This window comes from Flavobacterium sp. AC105 (assembly GCF_979258495.1).
In genome coordinates, this window is sequence record NZ_OZ409860.1 from 3673659 (window position 1) to 3694870 (window position 21212).

The window sequence follows — 21212 nt, forward strand, 5'->3', positions numbered from 1 at the left end:
AAATAACAATACTCTAGGTTAAAAATGCAGCATTTGGGGTTATTGCTGAAACAAAGTTAGCTTTTAAAGTCAATTAAACTATTAAATTGAAAAATTTGATAAAATATTTTAAAAATTAAATTTATAAAAGTTTACAAACCCTTATTTTTGCGCTATGGGAAGAAAAAATACAGACAAAGTTGTCTTTCATCAAATTCAGGTTCTTGATGCCGGAGCAAAAGGAGTATCAGTAGCAAAGGCGCCTGACGGAAAAGTAATCTTTATTCCGAATGTGGTTCCGGGTGATGTAGTTGACGTACAAACTTTCAAAAAGAGAAAGGCCTATTATGAAGGCAAAGCAGTAAAATTTCATGAATTTTCAGAACATCGCATAGAACCTATTTGCGAGCATTTTGGAGTTTGTGGAGGTTGTAAATGGCAAAATATGAAATACAGCCAACAGTTGTATTACAAACAAAATGAAGTAAAAAATCATTTGCAGCGTATAGGAAAAGTTGAACTTCCTGAATTTGAAACTATTCTGGGTTCAGAAAAACAATTTTTCTACAGAAATAAAATGGAGTTTTCGTTTTCTAACGCTCGTTGGTTAACCGAAAAAGAAATTGAAAGCACAGAAGATTTAGGAAACAGAAATGCATTAGGATTTCATATTCCGAAAATGTGGGATAAAATCCTTGACATTCAAAAATGTTATTTGCAGGAAGATCCTTCAAACGCGATCAGAAACGAAATTAGGGATTTTGCCAATGAACATAATTTAGCATTCTTTAATCCAAGAGAACAATCCGGTTTATTGAGAACCTTCATGATTCGTACAGCTTCAACTGGCGAAATAATGGTTTTGATTCAGTTTTACGAAAATGACAAAAAAAATCGTGAATTGATTTTAGATCATTTATACGAGAAATTTCCGCAGATTACATCATTACAATATGTTGTAAACTCAAAACAAAACGATACCATTTACGATCAGAATATCAAACTATATAAAGGCAGAGATTATATCCTGGAAGAAATGGAAGGTTTGAAATTTAGTATTAATGCTAAATCTTTTTATCAAACCAATTCGGATCAGGCATATGAATTATACAAAATAACACGCGATTTTGCCGGACTTTCCGGTAACGAAACCGTTTATGATTTATATACCGGAACTGGAACTATTGCGCAATTTGTTTCTAAAAAAGCAAAAAAAGTAATTGGTGTAGAAAGTGTTCCAGAAGCCATTTTAGACGCTAAAGCAAATGCAGAACGCAATAATATTACGAATTGTGAGTTTTTTGTTGGAGACATGAAAGTCGTATTTAACGAAAGTTTCATTGCACAACACGGAAAACCTGATGTTATCATTACAGATCCGCCAAGAGATGGTATGCACAAAGATGTTATTGATCAAATCTTGAAAATTGCTCCTGAAAAAGTAGTTTATGTAAGTTGTAATTCGGCAACACAAGCGAGAGATTTAGCTTTAATGGATGAAAAATACAAAGTAACACGTGTTCGTCCGGTTGATATGTTTCCGCAGACACACCATGTCGAAAATGTTGTACTTTTAGAACTTCGATAACACAAAATTATAAATGAAAAAAATAATCTCTCTTTTATTACTCTTTACTTTTGGTTTATCAGGCTGTGAGAAAGATGATATTTGCGATCCAACTACGGCAACTACGCCTCGATTGGTAATATCGTTTTATGATATTGCTAATGCAACGCTGCCTAAAAAAGTAACCGATTTGAAAGTAGTAGGAAAAGATGACAAAGGTAATGATCTGCCTACAGGAATTATTTTTAACGAAAGCGGCACTGATACAAACAAATATTTTGCAAATGGCACGACCATTTCGATTCCTTTAAAAACAAACGATACCGCTACAACTTATAGTTTTATTTTTAATGCATCGAGCACGGATCCTGCTTTAACAAATACGGATGTATTACGATTTAATTATAAACATCAGGATAGTTATGTTTCAAGGGCTTGTGGTTTTAAAACTACTTTTACTCTGGATCCGATATCGAATATTGATCCAATATCAAATCCTTTTATTTTAAGTCCGGGAACAGATGGAGCCTGGATGCGAGTAGTTAATGTAACAGAATATAACATTGAATCTGAAAATGAAACACACATTGAAGTATATTTTTAGTTTTTGCTTATTGTTTTCAATGTTTTTAGCTCAGGCTCAAGACACACCGACTACTACTGAAACAAAAGAAATTGTTCAGCCAAAGCCAAAAACAAAAACTGAGAAACCGGCTATTCAGGAAACTAAAACCGATAGTGTCCCTAAAACAGATCGTTATGGTTTGCGTGTTGGTGTAGATTTATACAAACTAACCCGTGGTTTTTATGATAAAGATTATAAAGGTGTAGAATTTGTTGGAGATTTCCGTTTAACGAAAAAATATTATCTGGCTGCCGAACTTGGTTTTGAAGACAAAACTACAGACGATGACAGATTAAACTCAACTGCAACGGGCACGTATATTAAAGGAGGTTTTGATTATAATACATATCAAAACTGGCTTGATATGGAGAACCTGATTACGATAGGATTACGTGGAGGATTTAGTGCTTTTAGCCAACAATTAAACAGCTATAAAATTTATAACGCAAATCCGTATTGGGGAGAACAGCCGGCAATTATAAAAGATCAAAAATACGATGGACTTACAGCAGGATGGCTAGAAGTTGCAGCGGGCATTAAAGCAGAAGTGTTTAATAACGTATTTGTAGGTTTTGGTGTTCAGCTAAAACTTTTGGTTATGAACAATAAACCAAGTGGTTTTGACAATCTTTATATTCCCGGTTTTAACAGAACTTACGACGGAAGTTTTGGAGTTGGTTTCAATTATACCGTTTCTTACTTTATCCCTTTGTACAAGAAAAAAGTAATTATACCGGAAACAACTAAAAAAGAAGCTGCTAAAAAGAAATAGTTTCAAATATTTAAATAAAAAAAGCCACGAATTCACGAATTAAAACTAATAATTCAGGAATTCGTGGCTTTTAATTTTTATGTTTTATGTTTTTAAGACAATTGAAATTCAACTGCGGCTTTAGAATGTATCAGAGTCGTATCAAAAATAGGAACAGCAACATCTCCGGGCAAAATCACCAACGGAATTTCGGTACAACCTAAAATTATTCCTTCGGCACCGTTTTGAATCAATTGATTTGCAATTTGTAAATAACGTTTTTTAGTTTCATCGGTTACAATTCCTCTTCCAAGTTCTTCAAAAATTGTGGTGTGAATAAAATCTTTATCATCTTCATTCTCCGGAATTATAGCTTCAATTCCCTGTGCCAGAAGTTTGTCTTTAAAAAAATCAAGTTCCATTGTAAACTTAGTTCCTAACAAACCTACTTTTTGAAGATTTTGTTTTTTAATTTCCTTAGCCGTTTCTGCCGCAATATGAATGATTGGCAAATCGATTGCTTCTTCAAGTCGGTCAGCAATTAAATGCATGGTATTCGCACACAAAATAATGGCTTCTGCTCCACCCTGTTTTAAAAACTCACAACCTTTTAAAAGCATTTTAAAAGTCGAATCCCAATCATTGGCTTCGTTATTTCTTTTTATATCAGCATAATTAAAAGAATAAATCAAGCATTCTGAGAAATTTAAATCGCCCATTTTCTCATTTATTCCCTGATTTATAAGTTTGTAATAATCAGCCGTAGAAACCCAGCTAATTCCGCCTATAAGTCCAATTATCTTCATAAATAACTATTTAATAATCTAATTATTTTTTAACGCAGAGAACGCAATCCCGATAGCTATCGGGATTCGCAGAGTTCACTAAGATTTAAGTTGTGTTTCACAATCTAAGTCCGCAAAGCTTTGTGAATTTTGTGTTTCCTCGGATTTTAGAATAGATCCATTTAAGCAAATTTACGCAGATAATTATCTAAATTTTAATCTGCTTAGATCTGCTCAATCTGCGTGAAAAAAAATCTTTATAATCCTTTAATCTGTGGCTAAGTAAATTATCCAATTTCTCTAATTCCTTTTATAAAAATCCATTTCATAAAAAGCTTTTCTCCGTCTTTGGTTTTTACCGCCTGAAATTTAGGCGAAATTAAAGTTGCCACAATAAAAGACGTCATCGGAATCCAAAGTCCTGTTAATTGTGTGTAAGTTGCAACGATGTATCGTCCTAAAATAAACAGAATCGCGAAACATCCTAATTGGTATAAAAAAGCTCTTACTTGTAGTTTTGACATTTTTTTTAGAGTTTCTAAGGTTCTGAGATGCTAAGATTCTAAGTTTTTTTCTTTTAGAACTTAGCTTCCTGAACCTTAAATTATTATTTTTAAAAATTGCTGAGATGCTAAGTTTCTAAGATGCTAAGTCTTTACATCATATAAGTAATTAAGCAAGCTAAAAAACTTAGCATCTTAGTATCTTAGAAACTCAGAACCTTATTCAGAGACCTGAAACTTCGTTCTCTTACTTCCTTCGTACATTTCGTATTTCACCAAACGTGCTTCAAGGCTAGCATTGAAAAGTTTGATTTTTCTTGAAGGTTTTAAACCCACAAATTTCAAGGCTTCAAGATTTGCTGTAATAAACCAGGCGTTTGTTCCCGGATAGCTTTTCTTTAAAGTATCTCCAATATTTTTATAGAATTCTTCCATATGAATGTCTAAACGTTCATCATATGGGGGATTAAAAACCATGTGAAGCTTTCCTTCTACTGCTTTTTCAGTATCAAAAAAGTTTTCTTCCTGAACGGTAATATAATCTTCTAAATTAGCATTTCTAACATTGTCTTTAGCTTTGTTTACTGCACTTGGCGCTTTATCAAAACCTTTTATTGTATAATGAAATTCTTTTGTTTTTTTCATCAGACTGTTTACTATCTGTTCGAACAAATCATTATCCCAGTCTTTCCATTTTTCAAAAGCAAATTCTTTACGGTTAATATTTGCCGGAATATTGCAGGCAATCATCGCCGCTTCGGCCAGAAAAGTTCCGGATCCGCACATTGGGTCCAAAAAGTGACTTTGACCTTCCCAACCTGATAATAATAAAATTCCTGCTGCCAAAACCTCGTTAATAGGCGCAATATTAGTTGCCGTTCTGTAACCACGCTGATGCAGTGAATTTCCTGAAGTATCCAACGCTACAGAAACCTGATCTTTATCAATATGAACGTTGATTCTTAAATCCGGAAAAGCCTTGTCGATACTTGGGCGTTGTCCCGTTCTCTCTCTAAACTGGTCAACAATAGCATCTTTACATTTTTGAGAAACAAACTCAGAGTGGTTAAAATAAGTTGAATGCACGGTTGCATCAATAACAAAAGTCTGGTTTGCATTTAGCAATTTAGACCAGTTTACACCTGAGATTCCTTTATATAATGCTTGTTCATTATTGGCCCTGAATGAGTAAATAGGTTTTAAAACCTTAAGAGCCGTACGCAATGATAAATTAGCTTTGTACATAAAACCTTTATCACCTTTAAAGCTCACCATTCGCACTCCTTTTTCTACATCCTGAGCACCAAGATCACGCAATTCTTTTTCTAATATTTCTTCAAAACCAAAAAAACATTTGGCAATCATTCTAAAATTTTCTTCCATCTTTATTTTTGTTTAAAAAAACAACTCCGATCGCATACACACATCCGAATTATTCAGGTATCGCCACGAAATAGTTATTTTTCGGCAAAAATACACTAAATTTGCGGTACTTTGAATTAATTGAAATAGAATAAATGTCTGAAGCACCAAACTCATCAACACCAAATCAGGAGCGTAACACCGAAAACTGGTTCACTTCATGGTTTGATACTCCGTATTATCACATTCTTTATAAAGACCGAAATTACCGAGAAGCACAGATTTTTATGGATAATCTTACACATTATCTAAACTTGCCTGAAAAAGCCAAAGTATTGGATTTAGCTTGCGGAAAAGGCCGTCATTCTATTTATTTAAACCAACTGGGATTTAATGTCTTAGGTGCTGATTTATCTGAAAACAGTATCGCCGAAGCCAGCAAAAACAGCAACGAAACCCTTCATTTTAAGGTACACGATATGCGTGAACCTTTTGAAGAAAAATTTGATGCCATTTTTAATTTGTTTACCAGTTTTGGCTATTTCGAAAGTGAACAGGATAATCTTACAACCTTAAAAGCAATCAAAGAAAGTTTATCTGAATATGGTTTTGCCGTGATTGATTTCATGAATGTGGCAAACGTAATCGAAACATTAGTTCCTGAAGAAGTAAAAACCGTTGAAGGAATTGATTTTAAAATTAAAAGATATCTGGAAAACGGACATATTTTTAAAGAAATAGATTTTGAAGATCAAGGTCGAAAGTATCATTTTACCGAAAAAGTAAAAGCCTTAACCTTAAAAGATTTTGAAGAATTAATGGCCGAAGCCGGAATTTTTCTGTTAGATATTTTTGGGGATTATAAACTTAAAAAGTTTCATAAAACCGAAAGCGAACGATTAATCATGATTTTTAAATAGGTTTAATTGGTAAACCGTTTTATTGTTTAACCTTTCAACCGGATTAAGCAAACACAACGATTAAACAATTCAACAACAAAAACGATTAAACAAAAAATGAACTATCTTTTACCCTTATTTTCTGTACTTTTAGGATATATTGTGGCTTTGTTTTTAAAACCTCAAAACAAAACCAATTTAAAATTATTACTCGCTTTTAGCGGTTCATTTTTATTATCGTTAACCGTAATGCATTTGCTGCCGGAGGTTTACGAATCGCACAATCATAATATAGGTTTGTTTATAATGGTCGGGATTTTATTCCAGATTGTGTTGGAATTCTTCTCAAAAGGTGCAGAACACGGACACGTTCACGGACATGCGCAAATGTCTCAAATTCCGTGGTTATTATTTATAAGTCTTTGTATTCATGCCTTTTTAGAGGGTTTCCCCGTTAGCCATCATCATGATTTAGCCGTTGGGATCGCGATTCATCATTTGCCAATTGCCGTGATTTTAACCACTTTTTTTATTAATGCAAATCTGGATAAAAAAGCCATTTTTGCCTTCATGATTACCTTTGCAATTATGACGCCGTTAGGCACAATTGCATCCGAATATTTATCTTTTTTAAACGATTATTACACCGAAATAACCGCTGTTGTAATTGGTATTTTATTCCATATTTCGTCGACTATTATTTTTGAAAGCAGCGAAGGACATAAATTCAATATTGCAAAAGTTTCTATGATTGTATTAGGAATTTTATTGGCATTCTTTATATAATTTATAATTATTAGGGCGTGATTATATCCCGATGTCATAAGTTAAGAGAAAATCTATAATGTCAGGTGAATAGATGTCTCACAAAAAATCGAAGATTTTGTCATTTCGACGCAGGAGAAATCTCCGTAAGTAACTCCGCAACGCAAATCCAATCTATGTCGAGCTTTTCGCGGAGATTTCTCCTGCGTCGAAATGACAATATTGTGTTTAAACTTTTTGCCTTAGCGCCTTAGCGAGATTAATTCATTTTCTAAAAAGCTTAACTTAATGACATTGGCTCCTAGCCCTCACGTAAACCAAGAAATTCTCTTATTCAAAAAATACCTAACAGGTTTTAAAACCTGTCAGGATATATTTTTATTTAACTTGTATTGAAAATTAAATTTTACAATTATCTAATTTTCTAATTGACAAATTATCTAATCATTAATTCCCCGTTCTCTTTCTTTCATCCTGATTTCCAAAATTACGTTCCTTCACATTGATTTTTTTATTTCCAAAATTATAAACCACAGACAAGCGCACGAATCTATTGCTTTCATTATTGCTATAAACCTGTTTAACACCATTTACAACCGAAGTAAAATCTTTTAAATAAGAAGTATTAAAGATATCATTGGCCAAAAACGCAATTTGCATCGTTTTATTAAACAAATCCTGCTTGAATCCTATATCAAAACTAGACGCATAACCTACCTCATACAAACCACTTTTAAAAGGCGTAGTATACGAAAAATCAATTTGCAGTATTGTTGTTTTGCCTAATACAAAAGTATTGTTTGTAGAAAAATCAATTTGTAAACTGTTAGATGGTGTTGCATTGATATTTTTAATAAAATCGGTTTTTGCACCTAAAAAATACAATGAATTTTCACTCTGCCACCATTCAGCCAAACTTGCCGAATATGTTTCTCCAATACCGTAATTTAAACTTTTAAAATAATTATCACGTGTTATAATCTGTGTATTTGTTTCCGGGTTTGAAGTAAATAAAACACCGTAACCATTTGTAACCACATTTAAGAAAACACTTGTTCTCAAGATTTCTTTATAAGAATGAGCAAACTCAAAATTATCGCTAAAAGAAGGTTTCAAAAACGGATTTCCTTCTGAATAACTATTACTGCTGATGTAAATACGGAACGGATTCAGCAAATCAAAACGGGGTCTGTTGATTCTTTTTCCATAATTCAGACTAAAAGTATTATTTTCATTTTTCTTGTAAGAAGCATAAAATGTTGGAAATAATTTCAAATAATTATTTTCTGTCTCTTGGTTTAACGTTTCCGAAAATCCATTTGTTTTGGTGTTTTCAAGACGCAATCCCAATTGAAAATTCCATTTTTCATTGATTTTTTTATCTGCATTAATATAAACTGCCTGATTATTTTCCGTGTATTTAAATCTGTTCGATTGGTTAGGATCTAATTCCGGAGTTCCTGAAATCGTATTGTAATAAACCACATCACTATTGCTGTTTGTAAAACTCATTTTAGCGCCATAAGATAAATTTAAAGCCTGAAGCGGATGTTCCATATCAGCCTTGAAACTCCAGTTGTCAATATCCTGATTCGAAATATTTCTTCCGGCTTGATTCACATCCACAAAACTTCCATCTGATAAATAGTTGTTTGCGATAAACTCACGATCAAATTTTGAATTGTAATTAAAGTAATCCACATCAAAAGATAATTTTCGGTTTAGCGTATCCAGTTTGGTAATCAAATGTGCATTATAAGTTTGATTGCCCGATTCTCTGTTGGCAAAACTATTATTGGTCGTATAATTTTGCAATTGATTTTGTGTGTTGTATTTATTAATTAAAATATCAGATTGAAAATCCGGATTATTCCTGTCATTTACAAATTGAAAACCAATTGTTGTTTTTTCTGAAAAATCATAATCCAAAGCTAATTTTCCTGATAGGTTTTCATTTTTTACTTTTGTTCTCGCATTCATGCTCGAAAGTCCGTCTTCAAAATACACATCCGAAACTTCGTCTACATTTTTATAGCCTGTTTTTCCGTTAACGCTTGCAGAAAAACGAAACTTATTTTTGCTGTAAAAGAAATTATCCCTTAAAGTAAAAATGCCATATTTATTTTGATCGTAAGAAGCCGTAGTCGTGTTTTTCCAGGAATCACGAGTTCCTTTTTTCATAATAATATTAATCAATCCGCCAGTTCCTTCAGCTTCATATTTCGCAGGCGGATTGCTTATAATCTCGATATTTTTGATATCAGCCGCAGAAATTGATTTCAGAAAATTATTCAATTCTTCGCCGGTTAATTCGATAATTCTTCCGTCGATCATCACTCTCGAAGTTCCTTTTCCTAATATATTGATCGTGTTATTTTGTACCACAACGCCAGGCGCGGTGTTAATGGCGCTCAAAGCATCACCGCCAACATTGGTAACATTATTTTCCAGATTATAAACCAAGCGGTCTGTTTTCTGTTCGATTGTTTTCTTTTTAGTCTGAACAACAACTTCTACCAAATTTGTTGCGTCTTCTTTCAGGATTATTGTCCCCAGATCAGTATCATTTTCTATTGTAATCTCTTTTTCATAATCTGTAAATCCCAAAAGACTGATTCCAATTTTATACGATCCTTTTTTAAGATTGATTTCAAAAGAACCATCTTGTTTAGTAGTAGTTCCGTCAATAATTTTTCCTTCTGAATTTAATATGGAAACATCTGCCCATTCTAAAGCAGCTGTTTCGCTAACTGTTTTTCCTTTTAATTTTAATGTCGATTGCGCTAAACAAAATAATGGCAATACTAAAAAGATAAGGAGGTTTGCTTTTTTCATGATTTCTGGTTTTTAAACTTGTTCGATTAATTTGAAGCAAAGTTGCCATAGAAATTCTCAGGATTCGACCGACAAAAAAAGTCGAACCAATTTCTGATCAGGAAATTGGTTCGACTTTATAAGGCATGAAGTACGACTTTTTACAAACCGTTAATTATGAAGCGTTTCGGTAAGCTGTAGGCGTAAGATTCGTATGTTTTTTAAAAGAAGTATTAAACGAAGATTTCGAGTTAAAACCTACTTCGTACAAGATTTCTAAAACAGTTAAATCTTTTTTTGAAGGGTTTTTTAAAATATCCATTGCTTTTTGAATGCGATATTCATTTACAAAATCAAAAAAATGCTGATTCATATGATGGTTAATCAAAATGGATAAATCACGTACCGGAGAATTAAATTGATTGGCGAGGTCCTGAATCGTAAGCGAAGGATCAAGATAAGGTTCCTTTTCTGCCATATAATTTTTTAATGCCGAAATTTGTGCAGCAATAACGGTATCTTCGACATTTATTGTTTCAGTTACGTCCTCGTTTTCTTTAGAAAGAAACTCTTTTGTTAATTGTAATTTCGAATTGATCCCTCTAAAAAGTTCCGGATGATTCAACGCTTTCATGACAAACCAGCATATTACACACAAAGCCATAATTACCATAAAAACATTTCCCCACAGAAAAGTATCTCGCGAAGCCGTGTAACGCAATAAATTTTTTGAAGCCGTAATAGAATGCATCACTAAAAAAACGCAGTTCATCTGAAAAAGCCATTTGTAGGTAGAAGTACTGGGATTGGTGTAATTTTCGAGATAAATTATTTTGTATTTTTTTAAAATTAAAAATATACTGATAATATAAAACCAATATTGAAATTCGATCAAAATCTGAAAAAAATAAATTTCAAACATTGTACTGAAATTATCTATAAAGTATTGTTTTTCAGCACCCGATTTCAAATAAATTCTTGGCATAAAAACCAGATTTACAATTATAAAAGGAAGTGTATATATTAAATGCTTCCATTTTAATCGAAAATCAGAATAACAAACCGCCAAGACATACAAATAAATCAAAGGCATTTCGAGCAAACACATTGTGCTTCTAAAAAACTCAATATTCATATATTCCAAAGGAAATGAATACGCTAAAAGTCCACTGAAATCAATTGCCGAAAAAATAATAAAGCAGGCAAATAGTCTGTTGGCTAATTTATTTTCCGTTTTTACTGTGAGTAAAAAAATTGCCAGTAATAACGAAACAAAAACAGCGATACGTGCAACGCTATCCAAGAAGCCTAATTTATCCATTCGTTTTTTTGATTATTCAACAAATATAATATTTTAGTTCATTTAACAAGAATTGAAATGAACAGGAATAAAAAGAAATTAAATCTTTATCTGTTTGCTTTTCAAATTTCGGGATTGCAATAAAAAAGAGTAATTTTGGGCAAGACCAATTATACGAAAAATGACGTTTACAAAAACCACAGAACAAGCATCAAAATACGAACATTTAGAAAAAATGTCAGTTCATGAATTGCTTACCAATATCAATAATGAAGACAAAACTGTTCCGAATGCAGTTGAAAAAGCGATACCACAAATTGAAGCTTTAGTAGCTCAGGTTGTTGCCAAACTAAAACTAGGCGGACGAATATTTTATATCGGAGCCGGAACTTCAGGGCGTTTAGGCGTTGTTGATGCTTCAGAATGTCCTCCTACTTTTGGAGTTCCTTTTGATCTGGTTAACGGAATTATTGCCGGTGGCGACACTGCAATTCGTCGCGCGGTAGAAAATGCCGAAGACAATGCAACACAAGCCTGGATCGATTTGCAAGCGAATAATATAGGTGCAAATGATGTCGTTATTGGTATCGCAGCCTCAGGAACCACTCCGTATGTTATTGGCGGTTTAGAAACCTGCAATCAAAATAATATCCTTACGGGATGTATTACTAATAATGCGGGAAGTCCGTTGGCATTAACAGCTCAATTTCCTGTTGAAGTTGTTGTAGGTCCGGAATTCGTTACCGGAAGTTCAAGAATGAAAGCTGGAACAGCGCAGAAATTGGTTCTGAATATGATTTCGACTGCAGCAATGATTCAGCTTGGAAAGGTAAAAGGAAACAAAATGGTCGATATGCAATTGAGTAATATTAAATTGGTCGATCGCGGTGTAAAAATGATTATGGGAGAAATTCCTGTTTCGTATGAAGAGGCATCAGAATTATTGAAAAAATATGGCAGCGTTAGAAATGCTGTTGATAATTATAATAAGTAAAAAGTTTTTTTTTGTGAAATGTAAGATGTGCTTAACTGTTTGATTTTTAAAGCAAAGTCACAAAGCTTTGATTGAAAACAAGTTTTTTAAGATCGCAAAGCAGCCACCATTTTGTCATCCCGAGGAATGAGGGATCTCGGCAAGTAGCTCGACAAAGATGGGCGAATTACTATACGAAGTTTCTTGTGGAGATCCTTCCTCCGTCAGGATGACAAAATGCGTATAAGAAAACCTGAAACTAAAAAAACCTGAAACTTGAAACAAAAATAAAAATGGCAACAAATAAAGAATTATTAGGAAAAGGGATTAAATATTTAACGGGTTCATTGCCTTTATTGTTTATAGGACCTTCACTGATCTATAATGCTTTTATGAACCAACATACAAACTGGCATTATCTGGTTTTAGGAATCGGGATTGTGGCTTGTTTGAGTGCTATGTTTTTGATTTTTTATGGATTGAAAACTATTATGAAAGGTTTGTTTAATGACTAATTTGTATCTTTACTAAAATTCACAATCATGGATATTCAAGCAGAATTAAACTGGATTCATCAGGAAATTGATAAGGTAAAAGATCCTTCTTTTGTAGAGAAATTAAAACATCTTTTGCAATCAATCAACAATTCTACAGTTGACTCAGACGCAGCTTATAATTTAGATATTGAAAATGCCTTAGAAAATATCAAAAAAGGTAATTTTTATACTGAAGATCAAGCAAAAGAAATTGCGAAAAAATGGGGAAGAAAATAATTTGGTCAAGCGATGCTCTAGATCAATTAGAAGACATACATTTTTACATTTTTTTTGAAAGTAAATCAATTACAATTGCAGATAAAGTAGTTAACACAATTTTTGACAGCACAGAAATACTCAAAACACAACCAGAAATATATAAATTCGACAAACAAAAGGCCAATAATGATGGTACTTTTAGAGTTTATACTGCTTATGATTATGCTATTTCTTACCAAATAACAAGCAACGAGATTATTTATATTCTTCGAGTACGTCACAACGCTCGAAAATCAAAAAAACATTCATGGAAAGCCTAATTCACATTCAGAAAACATTCGACAAAGTCGTTTATATTGACAAAAAAATAAACAATCGGGAGTTTGAGGATTGTGTTTTTAAAAACTGTGATTTTTCTAATAGTAATTTCGCTTACAACACTTTTTTAGACTGCGAATTTGTCGATTGCAATTTGTCAATGACGAGTTTATTTAGCACAAGCTTGAAGAATGTTACCTTCAAAAACTGCAAACTTCTTGGAATTGCTTTTAACGAATGTGATGATTTTTTATTTCAGGTTTATTTCGAAGAATGTACTTTGGATTACGCCATTTTTTCGAATAAAAAAATGCCTAAAACCAAGTTTATCAATTGTTCTGTGAGAGAAGTTACTTTTATAGGGACTAATTTAACCAGCTCGGTTTTTGATAATTGCAATCTCGAAGGTTCCATTTTTAATGATACACAATTGGCTTCAGTAAATTTTAAAACTGCCTATAATTATAAAATTGATCCGGAATTTAATCCGATGAGAAAAGCGCAGTTTTCGAATGACGGAATTGTGGGTCTTTTAGATAAATATGATATTAAAATTGTATAACTAAAGATAAAGCCACGAATTAAAATTTAATCGTTCCATATGAAGAATAAAATTCGTGAATTCGTGGCGAAAAAACTCTAAAAATTAATTATGAAATCTAATGAATCTTATTTAGAAAGCGTTAAAAAACAATTTTTATATTATAAAATGCTGGGCGAAAAATCCATTGATCAATTAGAACCGGAACAGCTTTTTATTTCTATAAATGAAGACACAAATAGCATTGCAACGATTATCAAACACATTTCGGGGAATATGTTATCGCGCTGGACAGATTTTTTAACTTCTGATGGGGAAAAAGAATGGCGTAATCGCGATGCTGAATTTGAAAATGACTTACAATCTAAAGAAGAAGTTTTAGACATTTGGAACAAAGGCTGGAATTGCTTTCTTGATGCATTGAATAGTCTAAAACCAGAACAACTTTCAGACATTATTTATATTCGGAATGAAGGTCATACGGTTATTGAGGCTATAAATCGTCAATTGGCGCATTATCCGTACCACGTTGGTCAAATTGTTTTTTATGCCAAACAATTGAAAAACAGCAGTTGGAATAGTTTATCGATTCCGAGAAATAAATCCGGAAATTACAATGCCGAAAAGTTTGCCAAGGAAAAAGAAATTAAGAACTTTACCGATGATGAACTAAAGAGATTAAAATGATAGAATTTCATGCTGATTTAGGCGGACTTGGCTGGTGGATCCTGATTAAATTTTGTCAAACAAAATTATCTGACGAACAAGCCGATGAAAACAGAAGACGAAATTTATTTTTCCTGAGTTTTCTTAATATCATTTTAGCCTTAATTGTAATGATATTTCTTGTTTATCCGAAACATTTCTAGCCCTGATTGCAATGGAAATCCTTTTTGTTTTTTTCTTTAAAAAATAAAAAGATTGAAATGGAAAGCAGGAAACAGCTCCTAAAAAATAAACTTAAATTTAAAAATGAAAAAAATTATATTCCTTTTACCGTTAATCACATTATTCTCCTGTTATGATGCGGAACACAATTGCAAAGACTTTAAAACCGGGAAATTCAAATTTGAGTTTGAAGTAAATGGCGTAAAAAAAACAACCCTTTTTGAACGTAAAGACAATATCGAAATTGAAACTTTTGAAGGTAAAACAGATACTTCTACAATACGCTGGGTAAGCGATTGCGAGTATGTTTTGCAAAAGAAACACCCAAAAAACATGGCTGAAGAAAAAGCTATCAGCATGAAAATTTTAACGACTTCTAAAAATTCTTATACTTTTGAATTTGGAATGGTAGGTTCTGATCAAAAACAACGCGGAACGGTATATAAAGTTGAATAAACAGACTATTAATTCTGCCAGAAAGGCACAAAGACGCATTTTTTTATATCTTAGTGTCTTTGTGCCTTTCTGGCAAAACGCAAATCTAATCTAATGAAAAATACGATTTCGCAAAGAGTTGCTGACTTTTTAAAAAACTTCCCTCCTTTTAGTTTTTTACATCAAAAGGATTTAGAAAAATTATCGGAACAAATTTCTATTGTTTACAAAGATAAAGATGCTGTTATATTTGCTGAAAACGATAAAACACACGATTCTTTTTATGTGGTTCATAAAGGTGCCGTTGCTTTAAAAAAGAGCCCCAAAAATACTGTTTTGGATATGTGTGACGAAGGTGATATTTTTGGATTGCGTCCGCTTTTGGCACAGGAAAACTATATTATGGAAGCCGTTGCTTATGAAGAAACTATTTTATACGCGATTCCGATAGCGGTTTTTAAACCTTATGCGCTTGAAAACAGGGCTGTTGGTAATTTTTTGATTGAAAGTTACGCTTCAAATACCCGAAATCCGTATTCTGATATTCATAAAGATAAATTATATGGCGATGATTTAATGCATGAAACATCGCATTCTCATAAAGATTCATTCGATTTACAACCTATAAAATATTCTAAGAAAATTGTGACGTGCAGTCCGTCAACTACTGCAAGGGATATTGCCAAAATCATGAATAAAAAGAAAGTTGGCGCGATATTAATAGTTGATGAAATGCTGCCAATTGGTATTATTACCGATAAAGATTTGCGTAATAAAATTGTTACCGGCGATTTTTCGATCATGACAACAGCGGAAACTATTATGACCAAACCGGTTATTACTTATCCTAAAAAGATGACGGTGACGGAGGCGCAAATGGCAATGATGAAAAGTAATATCAGCCATTTATGCCTAACTAAAGACGGAACTATAAATACTAAAGCGGTTGGGATTTTATCGAAACATGACGTAATGGTCGCCCTGGGAAATAATCCTGCTGTTTTAATAAAAGCTTTAAAAAGAGCTAAAAAGGTTAAAGAAATCAAACCTATCAGAGCGAGAATTATGCAATTATTGCAAGGATATTTAGACCAAAATATTCCGATGACTTTGATTGCTAAAATCATAACGGAGCTTAACGAAGCTTGTACGAGCCGTGTTATCGAAATGTCGATAGAAAAAATGAGCAGTCCACCGCCTGTAAAATTTGCCTGGCTGGCTTTAGGAAGTCAGGGAAGAAGCGAGCAAATGCTGCATACGGACCAGGATAATGCGATTGTTTATGAAAATGTATCTGAAGTTTTTAGAGATGAAACCAGAATCTATTTTCTAAAATTTGCCGGTCTTGTTAATAAAGGTCTTTTTGAAATTGGCTATGATTATTGTCCGGCCGAAATGATGGCTTCGAACCCAAAATGGTGTATGAGTCTGGATGAATGGAAAAATCAGGTGCATCACTGGATTACAAATCCGGGTAAAAACGAGGTTTTATTATCTTTTATTTTCTTTGATTATAGTGTAACTTATGGTGATACTGAAATTGCCAGTGAACTATCTGATTCTATTTTTGAAAACGTAAAAGCGAACCCTATTTTTTATGTTCATTTAGTGAGCGGTGCTTTGCAAAGTCCTTCTCCAACTGGGTTTTTCAGGCAATTTTTAGTCGAACAAGACGGAGCCAACAAAGACAATTTTGATATTAAAAGACGTGCTTTAATGCCATTAACAGATGCTGCCAGAGTTTTAATTTTGTCACATTCCGTAAAATCGATTAGCAATACTGCAGAACGATTCGAAAAATTAGCCGAATTAGAACCTAATAACAGGGAATTGTATTTATCGTGTTCGTATTCGTTTAAGGCTTTGTTGAAATTTAGAACCAAACAAGGTCTTTTGCACAATGATTCCGGACAATTTATTGCGTTGGAATCTTTATCTAAAATGGAAAAAATCAAGTTGAAAAGAACTTTTAAAACTATTAAGGAACTTCAGGAATTGATTAGTGTAAGATTTAATGTTTCAAATGTGGTATAACTATGGGTTTATTTAATTTTTGGAAGAAAGAAGAAAATCTTTTCGATGAGAATATCAGTATTGAAAAAACTCGTTTTGTTGTTTTAGACACTGAAACTACTGGTTTCGATTATGAAAATGACCGAATTTTGTGCATTGGCGCATTGGTTTTACAAAATGGAATTATTGCGATTCAGGATAGTTTTGAAGTTTATATTGAACAGGATCATTACGATAAATCGACCGCTCAGATTCATGGCATTTTGAAAGCTTTTATAATTCAACGCCCGAGCGAATTAGAAGCTTTAGAACAATTCTTAACTTTTTTAGGAGATTCGGTAATTATTGCACATCATACTGTTTTTGATGTTACGATGATTAATAAAGCGTTAGAAAGAAATGGTTTGCCGGAATTGAAAAACAAACGATTAGACACGGCAATTTTATATAAAAAGACCTTAATAAAGTCTCATTTATTTGAACGAAAAGATCATTACACTTTAGATGATCTCGCCGATAAATTTGATATTTCTAAAAAAGACCGTCATACTGCATTGGGAGACGCCTATATTACAGCGATTGCTTTTTTGAAAATTGTAAAAAAACTGAAAGAGAAAAAAGAAGTCAATCTGAATTCTTTGTTTAAGTAAACAGGATTCAATTTTTAATAAAATCACTTTCTTTTGTAAACAAATACAATCTATTGTATTTCAAGCTTTTTTGTGAAAATTTCCCGAGAGAATCTGCTTTGCGATATATTATTTTGGTGAGATATCCTTCTTTTTGTAAGATCATTTTACACATTGTATTTGAACTTACTTCCAAACAAAAATATCCTGTGCTGTCTGTTTGGGTTTTATTTCCATTAATAACTACATGAACATTCTGAATCGGTTTTTCGGTATCATAATCATATACATGTCCGTTAAATTCATTGGTATTAGTGCAGCTGCAAAATAGTAATAGTATAAAAATTAGTTTATTTTTCATGCTTCTCCTTTAATTTGTAATTCTTTAGCTGAAACAAATTTAGGTTGGCAATCTTCAATAAAAAGTCTACTATAAATTATAAAAACATAACTATAGGGCTTTTAACTAAATAAAAACATACATATTTATAAGTAATAAAAAAAGCGCTAAGAATATCTTAGCGCTTTGGTTTTATATTAATCCAGAACCAAACCTATTTGACCATCGTCATCTAATTCTGTTTCAACCGGATCATCTTCTGACAATTCTGGTTTTTCCGGAACTTCCTCAACCGGCTCTTCATAAGGCAACGGATCTAGTAAATTAACTTGCTTTAATTTCTCTGTTGTCAATTGATTTCCTAAAGCTTTAAATCCTTTTACAGCAATAAAATCCTCAACATCTATATGTAAATCTTCTTTTTGAACTCCTTTTACTTTTGCAAAAACCAATTGTGCCACCGGACGATAATCTGTTGATACAATTTCTAATTGCGAATTTGGATGTTCTGTAATAAAACTTTCCTCTTTTCCTTCATTTTCAACCAGAAAACGTTTCAAATAATAACGCTCTTTTTCTCCGTCATAATAAATCGCCGAAATTGGTTTCTTTGGATTCCATTTTTCCAAAATAATCATATCTTCATCAAAATGAGTCGATAACTCCGGAATAATAACTTTCAATTTACCGCTTTGGTTTATGATTAAGATTTTATCACTTGGTTTAAATTCTCCTAATAATTCTCCTCTTGCATCGACATTTAGACGTTTTACGGTGTCATCAAACCAAACTTTTCTTGGTAATAAAGTCGAAATTCCTTTTTCTTTTAATTCAATTTTCTTGATTGGATATTTCGTAACTAAATTTCCTTTTGAAGCACGTCCTTTAATCGCTAATTTGGCAAAATCAATATCGAATTTCAATTTTTTAATTGTTCCAACCTGGCGCAATAAAATCGTGATTACCTCAGCTTCTCCATTCGGATTATGTGAAAAATAAACAACTTGTGAACCGGCAGTTTCATTCGTTAAATCATACGGTTTATCACGCGTTACGCCCGAAACATTGAAACGTTTGATATAAGATGGACCTGATTTTCCGTCACGGTACATCATGTTGTAAATCGTACGCTTATCGCTCTTATCAAAAATAGCAACGTGAATAATATCTTTTCCAACGAACGTTTTGGCATCTACTTTTGTTACCAGCATTTTTCCGTCACGGAGAAATACAATAACATCATCAATATCAGAACAATCGGTAAGATATTCGTCTTTTTTAAGTGAAGTTCCAACAAAACCTTCTTCGCGGTTTACGTACAGTTTTGTGTTTCTTAAAACTACTTTTGTAGCTTCAACATTATCAAAAACACGAAGTTCTGTCTGGCGTTCACGGCCTTTTCCGTATTTCTCTTTTAATTTGGTAAAATAAGCAATCGCAAAATCGGTTAAATGTTCCAGATTATGCTCGACCTCTTTCATTTCGTCTTCTAACTTAGCGATAAAATCATCGGCTTTATCAGAGTCAAAACGCGTAATACGAATCATCGGAATTTGAGTCAATCGTTGCAAATCATCATCTGTAATTTCTCTAACGAATGATTTTTTGAAAGGCTCAAATCGGTCATATAAATATTTATAAAGCGATTCTCTATCAGAATATAATTTGAAATCAATGTACATTTCTTCACGAATGAAGATCTTCTCTAAAGTAGAGAAATGCCATTTATTTTTTAATTCTTCTAATTGAATTTCTAATTCCTGACGCAATAAATCTACTGTTCTGTGTGTCGAAATTTTCAACATTTCAGAAACTCCGATAAACAATGGTTTGTTATCTTCAATCACACAACCTAAAGGTGCTACAGAAGTTTCGCAAGCTGTAAAAGCAAACAATGCATCAATAGTTTTATCTGGAGAAACTCCAGGAAACAAATGGATTAAAATCTCAACATCGGCAGCAGTATTGTCTTCAATTTTCTTGATTTTGATTTTACCTTTATCATTGGCTTTCAAAATACTGTCAATCAAAGTTGTTGTATTGGTCGAAAACGGAATTTGCGTAATCACCAATGTATTCTTATCTAATTGACCAATTTTAGCACGCACGCGTACACGTCCGCCACGAAGTCCATCATTATAATTAGACACATCGGCAATACCTTGTGTCATGAAATCAGGATATAATGTAAAGGCTTTTCCTTTTAAAATCTTGATCGAAGCATCAATTAACTCATTGAAATTGTGAGGCAGCACTTTAGTCGAAAGACCAACTGCAATTCCCTCTGCTCCCTGCGCCAATAGCAACGGAAACTTTACCGGAAGATTGTTTGGTTCTGCACGACGACCATCGTAAGAAATACCCCAATCGGTGATTTTTGGAGAATACAAAACCTCCAAAGCAAATTTAGATAAACGTGCCTCAATGTAACGAGAAGCCGCAGCTCCGTCGCCTGTTAAAATATTTCCCCAGTTTCCCTGGCAGTCAATTAATAAATCTTTCTGGCCAATTTGAACCATAGCATCACCAATACTTGCATCTCCGTGTGGGTGATACTGCATGGTGTGACCTACAACATTGGCAACTTTATTATAACGACCGTCATCCAACTCTTTTAAAGAGTGCATAATACGACGCTGAACGGGTTTAAAACCATCTTCAATCGCCGGAACCGCACGTTCAAGAATTACATAAGAAGCATAATCCAAAAACCAGTCTTTGTACATTCCGGTTACTTTCGTAATAACGTCTTCTCCTTCTTCTTCCTGATTTTCGTAAAAATGCTGTCCTTCAAATTGTTTAGCATCTACGTCGATAATTTCATCGTCTCCTTCCTGATTTTCGTCAAGCGGATTTTCATCTGAATTAGTATCGTCTTCGTTGTTTGGAATGATGTTATCGTCTTCTTCGTCTTTCATTTATTTATATTCGAAAATTATAAATTGTATTTTTGTTTTGATAAAATTTGAT

Annotated in this window: 22 protein-coding genes; 15 read left to right on the forward strand and 7 right to left on the reverse strand. The window is 33.0% G+C overall.

Going from position 1 to position 21212, the window contains the following annotated elements; translation table 11 throughout:
• Positions 1 to 154: 154 nt before the first annotated feature.
• From rlmD to ACZ0AH_RS15100, 3 genes are read left to right on the forward strand one after another with little or no spacing between them, the layout of a single operon-like run.
• Positions 155 to 1567, forward strand: coding sequence for a 23S rRNA (uracil(1939)-C(5))-methyltransferase RlmD (rlmD, locus tag ACZ0AH_RS15090; RefSeq protein WP_463476620.1), 1413 nt, complete (start codon positions 155 to 157; stop codon positions 1565 to 1567).
• 13 nt (positions 1568 to 1580) lie between these two features.
• Positions 1581 to 2150, forward strand: coding sequence for a DUF6452 family protein (locus ACZ0AH_RS15095; protein ID WP_463476621.1), 570 nt, complete (start codon positions 1581 to 1583; stop codon positions 2148 to 2150).
• Positions 2122 to 2943, forward strand: a complete 822-nt coding sequence (locus ACZ0AH_RS15100; protein ID WP_463476622.1) for a DUF6048 family protein — start codon at positions 2122 to 2124, stop codon at positions 2941 to 2943. Before ACZ0AH_RS15095 ends, ACZ0AH_RS15100 begins: the two co-directional genes overlap by 29 nt.
• Positions 2944 to 3035: 92 nt before the next feature.
• Here ACZ0AH_RS15100 and ACZ0AH_RS15105 read toward each other — a convergent pair whose 3' ends face one another.
• From ACZ0AH_RS15105 to ACZ0AH_RS15115, 3 genes are all read right to left on the reverse strand, one after another.
• Positions 3036 to 3728 carry an aspartate/glutamate racemase family protein gene (locus ACZ0AH_RS15105; protein WP_463476623.1) on the reverse strand — a complete coding sequence of 231 codons (693 nt, stop codon included), beginning with the start codon at positions 3726 to 3728 and terminating at the stop codon, positions 3036 to 3038.
• Positions 3729 to 3994: 266 nt separating this feature from the next.
• Entirely contained in the window at positions 3995 to 4231 is a 237-nt protein-coding gene (locus tag ACZ0AH_RS15110; protein WP_463476624.1) for a hypothetical protein, read from the reverse strand.
• 198 nt (positions 4232 to 4429) lie between these two features.
• Positions 4430 to 5593 (reverse strand): THUMP domain-containing class I SAM-dependent RNA methyltransferase, encoded by a 1164-nt coding sequence (locus ACZ0AH_RS15115; RefSeq protein WP_463476625.1) that lies wholly within the window; start codon positions 5591 to 5593, stop codon positions 4430 to 4432.
• 134 nt (positions 5594 to 5727) lie between these two features.
• Here ACZ0AH_RS15115 and ACZ0AH_RS15120 point away from each other — a divergent pair, with 134 nt between their 5' ends.
• Together ACZ0AH_RS15120 and ACZ0AH_RS15125 are read left to right on the forward strand one after the other, a co-directional pair.
• Entirely contained in the window at positions 5728 to 6492 is a 765-nt protein-coding gene (locus ACZ0AH_RS15120) for a class I SAM-dependent methyltransferase (protein ID WP_463476626.1), read from the forward strand.
• Positions 6493 to 6588: 96 nt separating this feature from the next.
• Positions 6589 to 7257: a ZIP family metal transporter gene (locus tag ACZ0AH_RS15125; protein ID WP_463476627.1), complete on the forward strand. Its 669-nt coding sequence runs from the start codon at positions 6589 to 6591 to the stop codon at positions 7255 to 7257.
• Between the two features lie 426 nt (positions 7258 to 7683).
• On the opposite strand, the gene ACZ0AH_RS15130 is transcribed toward ACZ0AH_RS15125, so the two are convergent.
• Entirely contained in the window at positions 7684 to 10071 is a 2388-nt protein-coding gene (locus ACZ0AH_RS15130; RefSeq protein ID WP_463476628.1) for a TonB-dependent receptor, read from the reverse strand.
• 154 nt (positions 10072 to 10225) lie between these two features.
• Positions 10226 to 11371, reverse strand: coding sequence for a helix-turn-helix domain-containing protein (locus tag ACZ0AH_RS15135; RefSeq protein ID WP_463476629.1), 1146 nt, complete (start codon positions 11369 to 11371; stop codon positions 10226 to 10228).
• 160 nt (positions 11372 to 11531) lie between these two features.
• Here ACZ0AH_RS15135 and murQ point away from each other — a divergent pair, with 160 nt between their 5' ends.
• The 10 genes from murQ (at position 11532) to ACZ0AH_RS15185 (ending at position 17923) form a co-directional block, all read left to right on the forward strand.
• Positions 11532 to 12344 carry an N-acetylmuramic acid 6-phosphate etherase gene (gene murQ / locus ACZ0AH_RS15140; RefSeq protein ID WP_115847656.1) on the forward strand — a complete coding sequence of 271 codons (813 nt, stop codon included), beginning with the start codon at positions 11532 to 11534 and terminating at the stop codon, positions 12342 to 12344.
• A gap of 272 nt (positions 12345 to 12616) precedes the next feature.
• The gene (locus ACZ0AH_RS15145) at positions 12617 to 12838 is read left to right on the forward strand and encodes a DUF6095 family protein (RefSeq protein ID WP_316634153.1); all 222 of its coding nucleotides are present in this window, start codon (positions 12617 to 12619) and stop codon (positions 12836 to 12838) included.
• 27 nt (positions 12839 to 12865) lie between these two features.
• A complete protein-coding gene (locus ACZ0AH_RS15150) occupies positions 12866 to 13096 on the forward strand; it encodes a hypothetical protein (RefSeq protein ID WP_463476630.1) in 231 nt (76 codons plus the stop codon).
• The gene (locus ACZ0AH_RS15155) at positions 13081 to 13398 is read left to right on the forward strand and encodes a type II toxin-antitoxin system RelE/ParE family toxin (RefSeq protein WP_463476631.1); all 318 of its coding nucleotides are present in this window, start codon (positions 13081 to 13083) and stop codon (positions 13396 to 13398) included. The genes ACZ0AH_RS15150 and ACZ0AH_RS15155 overlap by 16 nt, the downstream gene beginning before the upstream one ends.
• Complete coding sequence (locus ACZ0AH_RS15160) at positions 13386 to 13958, forward strand: pentapeptide repeat-containing protein (RefSeq protein ID WP_463476632.1); 573 nt, start codon at positions 13386 to 13388, stop codon at positions 13956 to 13958. The genes ACZ0AH_RS15155 and ACZ0AH_RS15160 overlap by 13 nt, the downstream gene beginning before the upstream one ends.
• Before the next feature lie 90 nt (positions 13959 to 14048).
• On the forward strand, positions 14049 to 14624 hold the full coding sequence (locus ACZ0AH_RS15165) for a DUF1572 family protein (RefSeq protein WP_463476633.1): 576 nt from the start codon (positions 14049 to 14051) through the stop codon (positions 14622 to 14624).
• Positions 14621 to 14806, forward strand: a complete 186-nt coding sequence (locus tag ACZ0AH_RS15170) for a hypothetical protein (RefSeq protein ID WP_463476634.1) — start codon at positions 14621 to 14623, stop codon at positions 14804 to 14806. Before ACZ0AH_RS15165 ends, ACZ0AH_RS15170 begins: the two co-directional genes overlap by 4 nt.
• 103 nt (positions 14807 to 14909) lie before the next feature.
• Positions 14910 to 15281 (forward strand): DNA topoisomerase IV, encoded by a 372-nt coding sequence (locus tag ACZ0AH_RS15175; RefSeq protein WP_463476635.1) that lies wholly within the window; start codon positions 14910 to 14912, stop codon positions 15279 to 15281.
• A gap of 93 nt (positions 15282 to 15374) precedes the next feature.
• The gene (locus tag ACZ0AH_RS15180; RefSeq protein WP_463476636.1) at positions 15375 to 17294 is read left to right on the forward strand and encodes a DUF294 nucleotidyltransferase-like domain-containing protein; all 1920 of its coding nucleotides are present in this window, start codon (positions 15375 to 15377) and stop codon (positions 17292 to 17294) included.
• A 2-nt stretch (positions 17295 to 17296) separates the two neighbouring features.
• Positions 17297 to 17923, forward strand: coding sequence for a 3'-5' exonuclease (locus tag ACZ0AH_RS15185; RefSeq protein WP_463476637.1), 627 nt, complete (start codon positions 17297 to 17299; stop codon positions 17921 to 17923).
• A gap of 7 nt (positions 17924 to 17930) precedes the next feature.
• On the opposite strand, the gene ACZ0AH_RS15190 is transcribed toward ACZ0AH_RS15185, so the two are convergent.
• Positions 17931 to 18263 (reverse strand): peptidase associated/transthyretin-like domain-containing protein, encoded by a 333-nt coding sequence (locus tag ACZ0AH_RS15190; protein WP_463476638.1) that lies wholly within the window; start codon positions 18261 to 18263, stop codon positions 17931 to 17933.
• A 176-nt stretch (positions 18264 to 18439) separates the two neighbouring features.
• Positions 18440 to 21160, reverse strand: coding sequence for a DNA gyrase/topoisomerase IV subunit A (locus ACZ0AH_RS15195; RefSeq protein ID WP_463476639.1), 2721 nt, complete (start codon positions 21158 to 21160; stop codon positions 18440 to 18442).
• Positions 21161 to 21212: the final 52 nt, after the last annotated feature.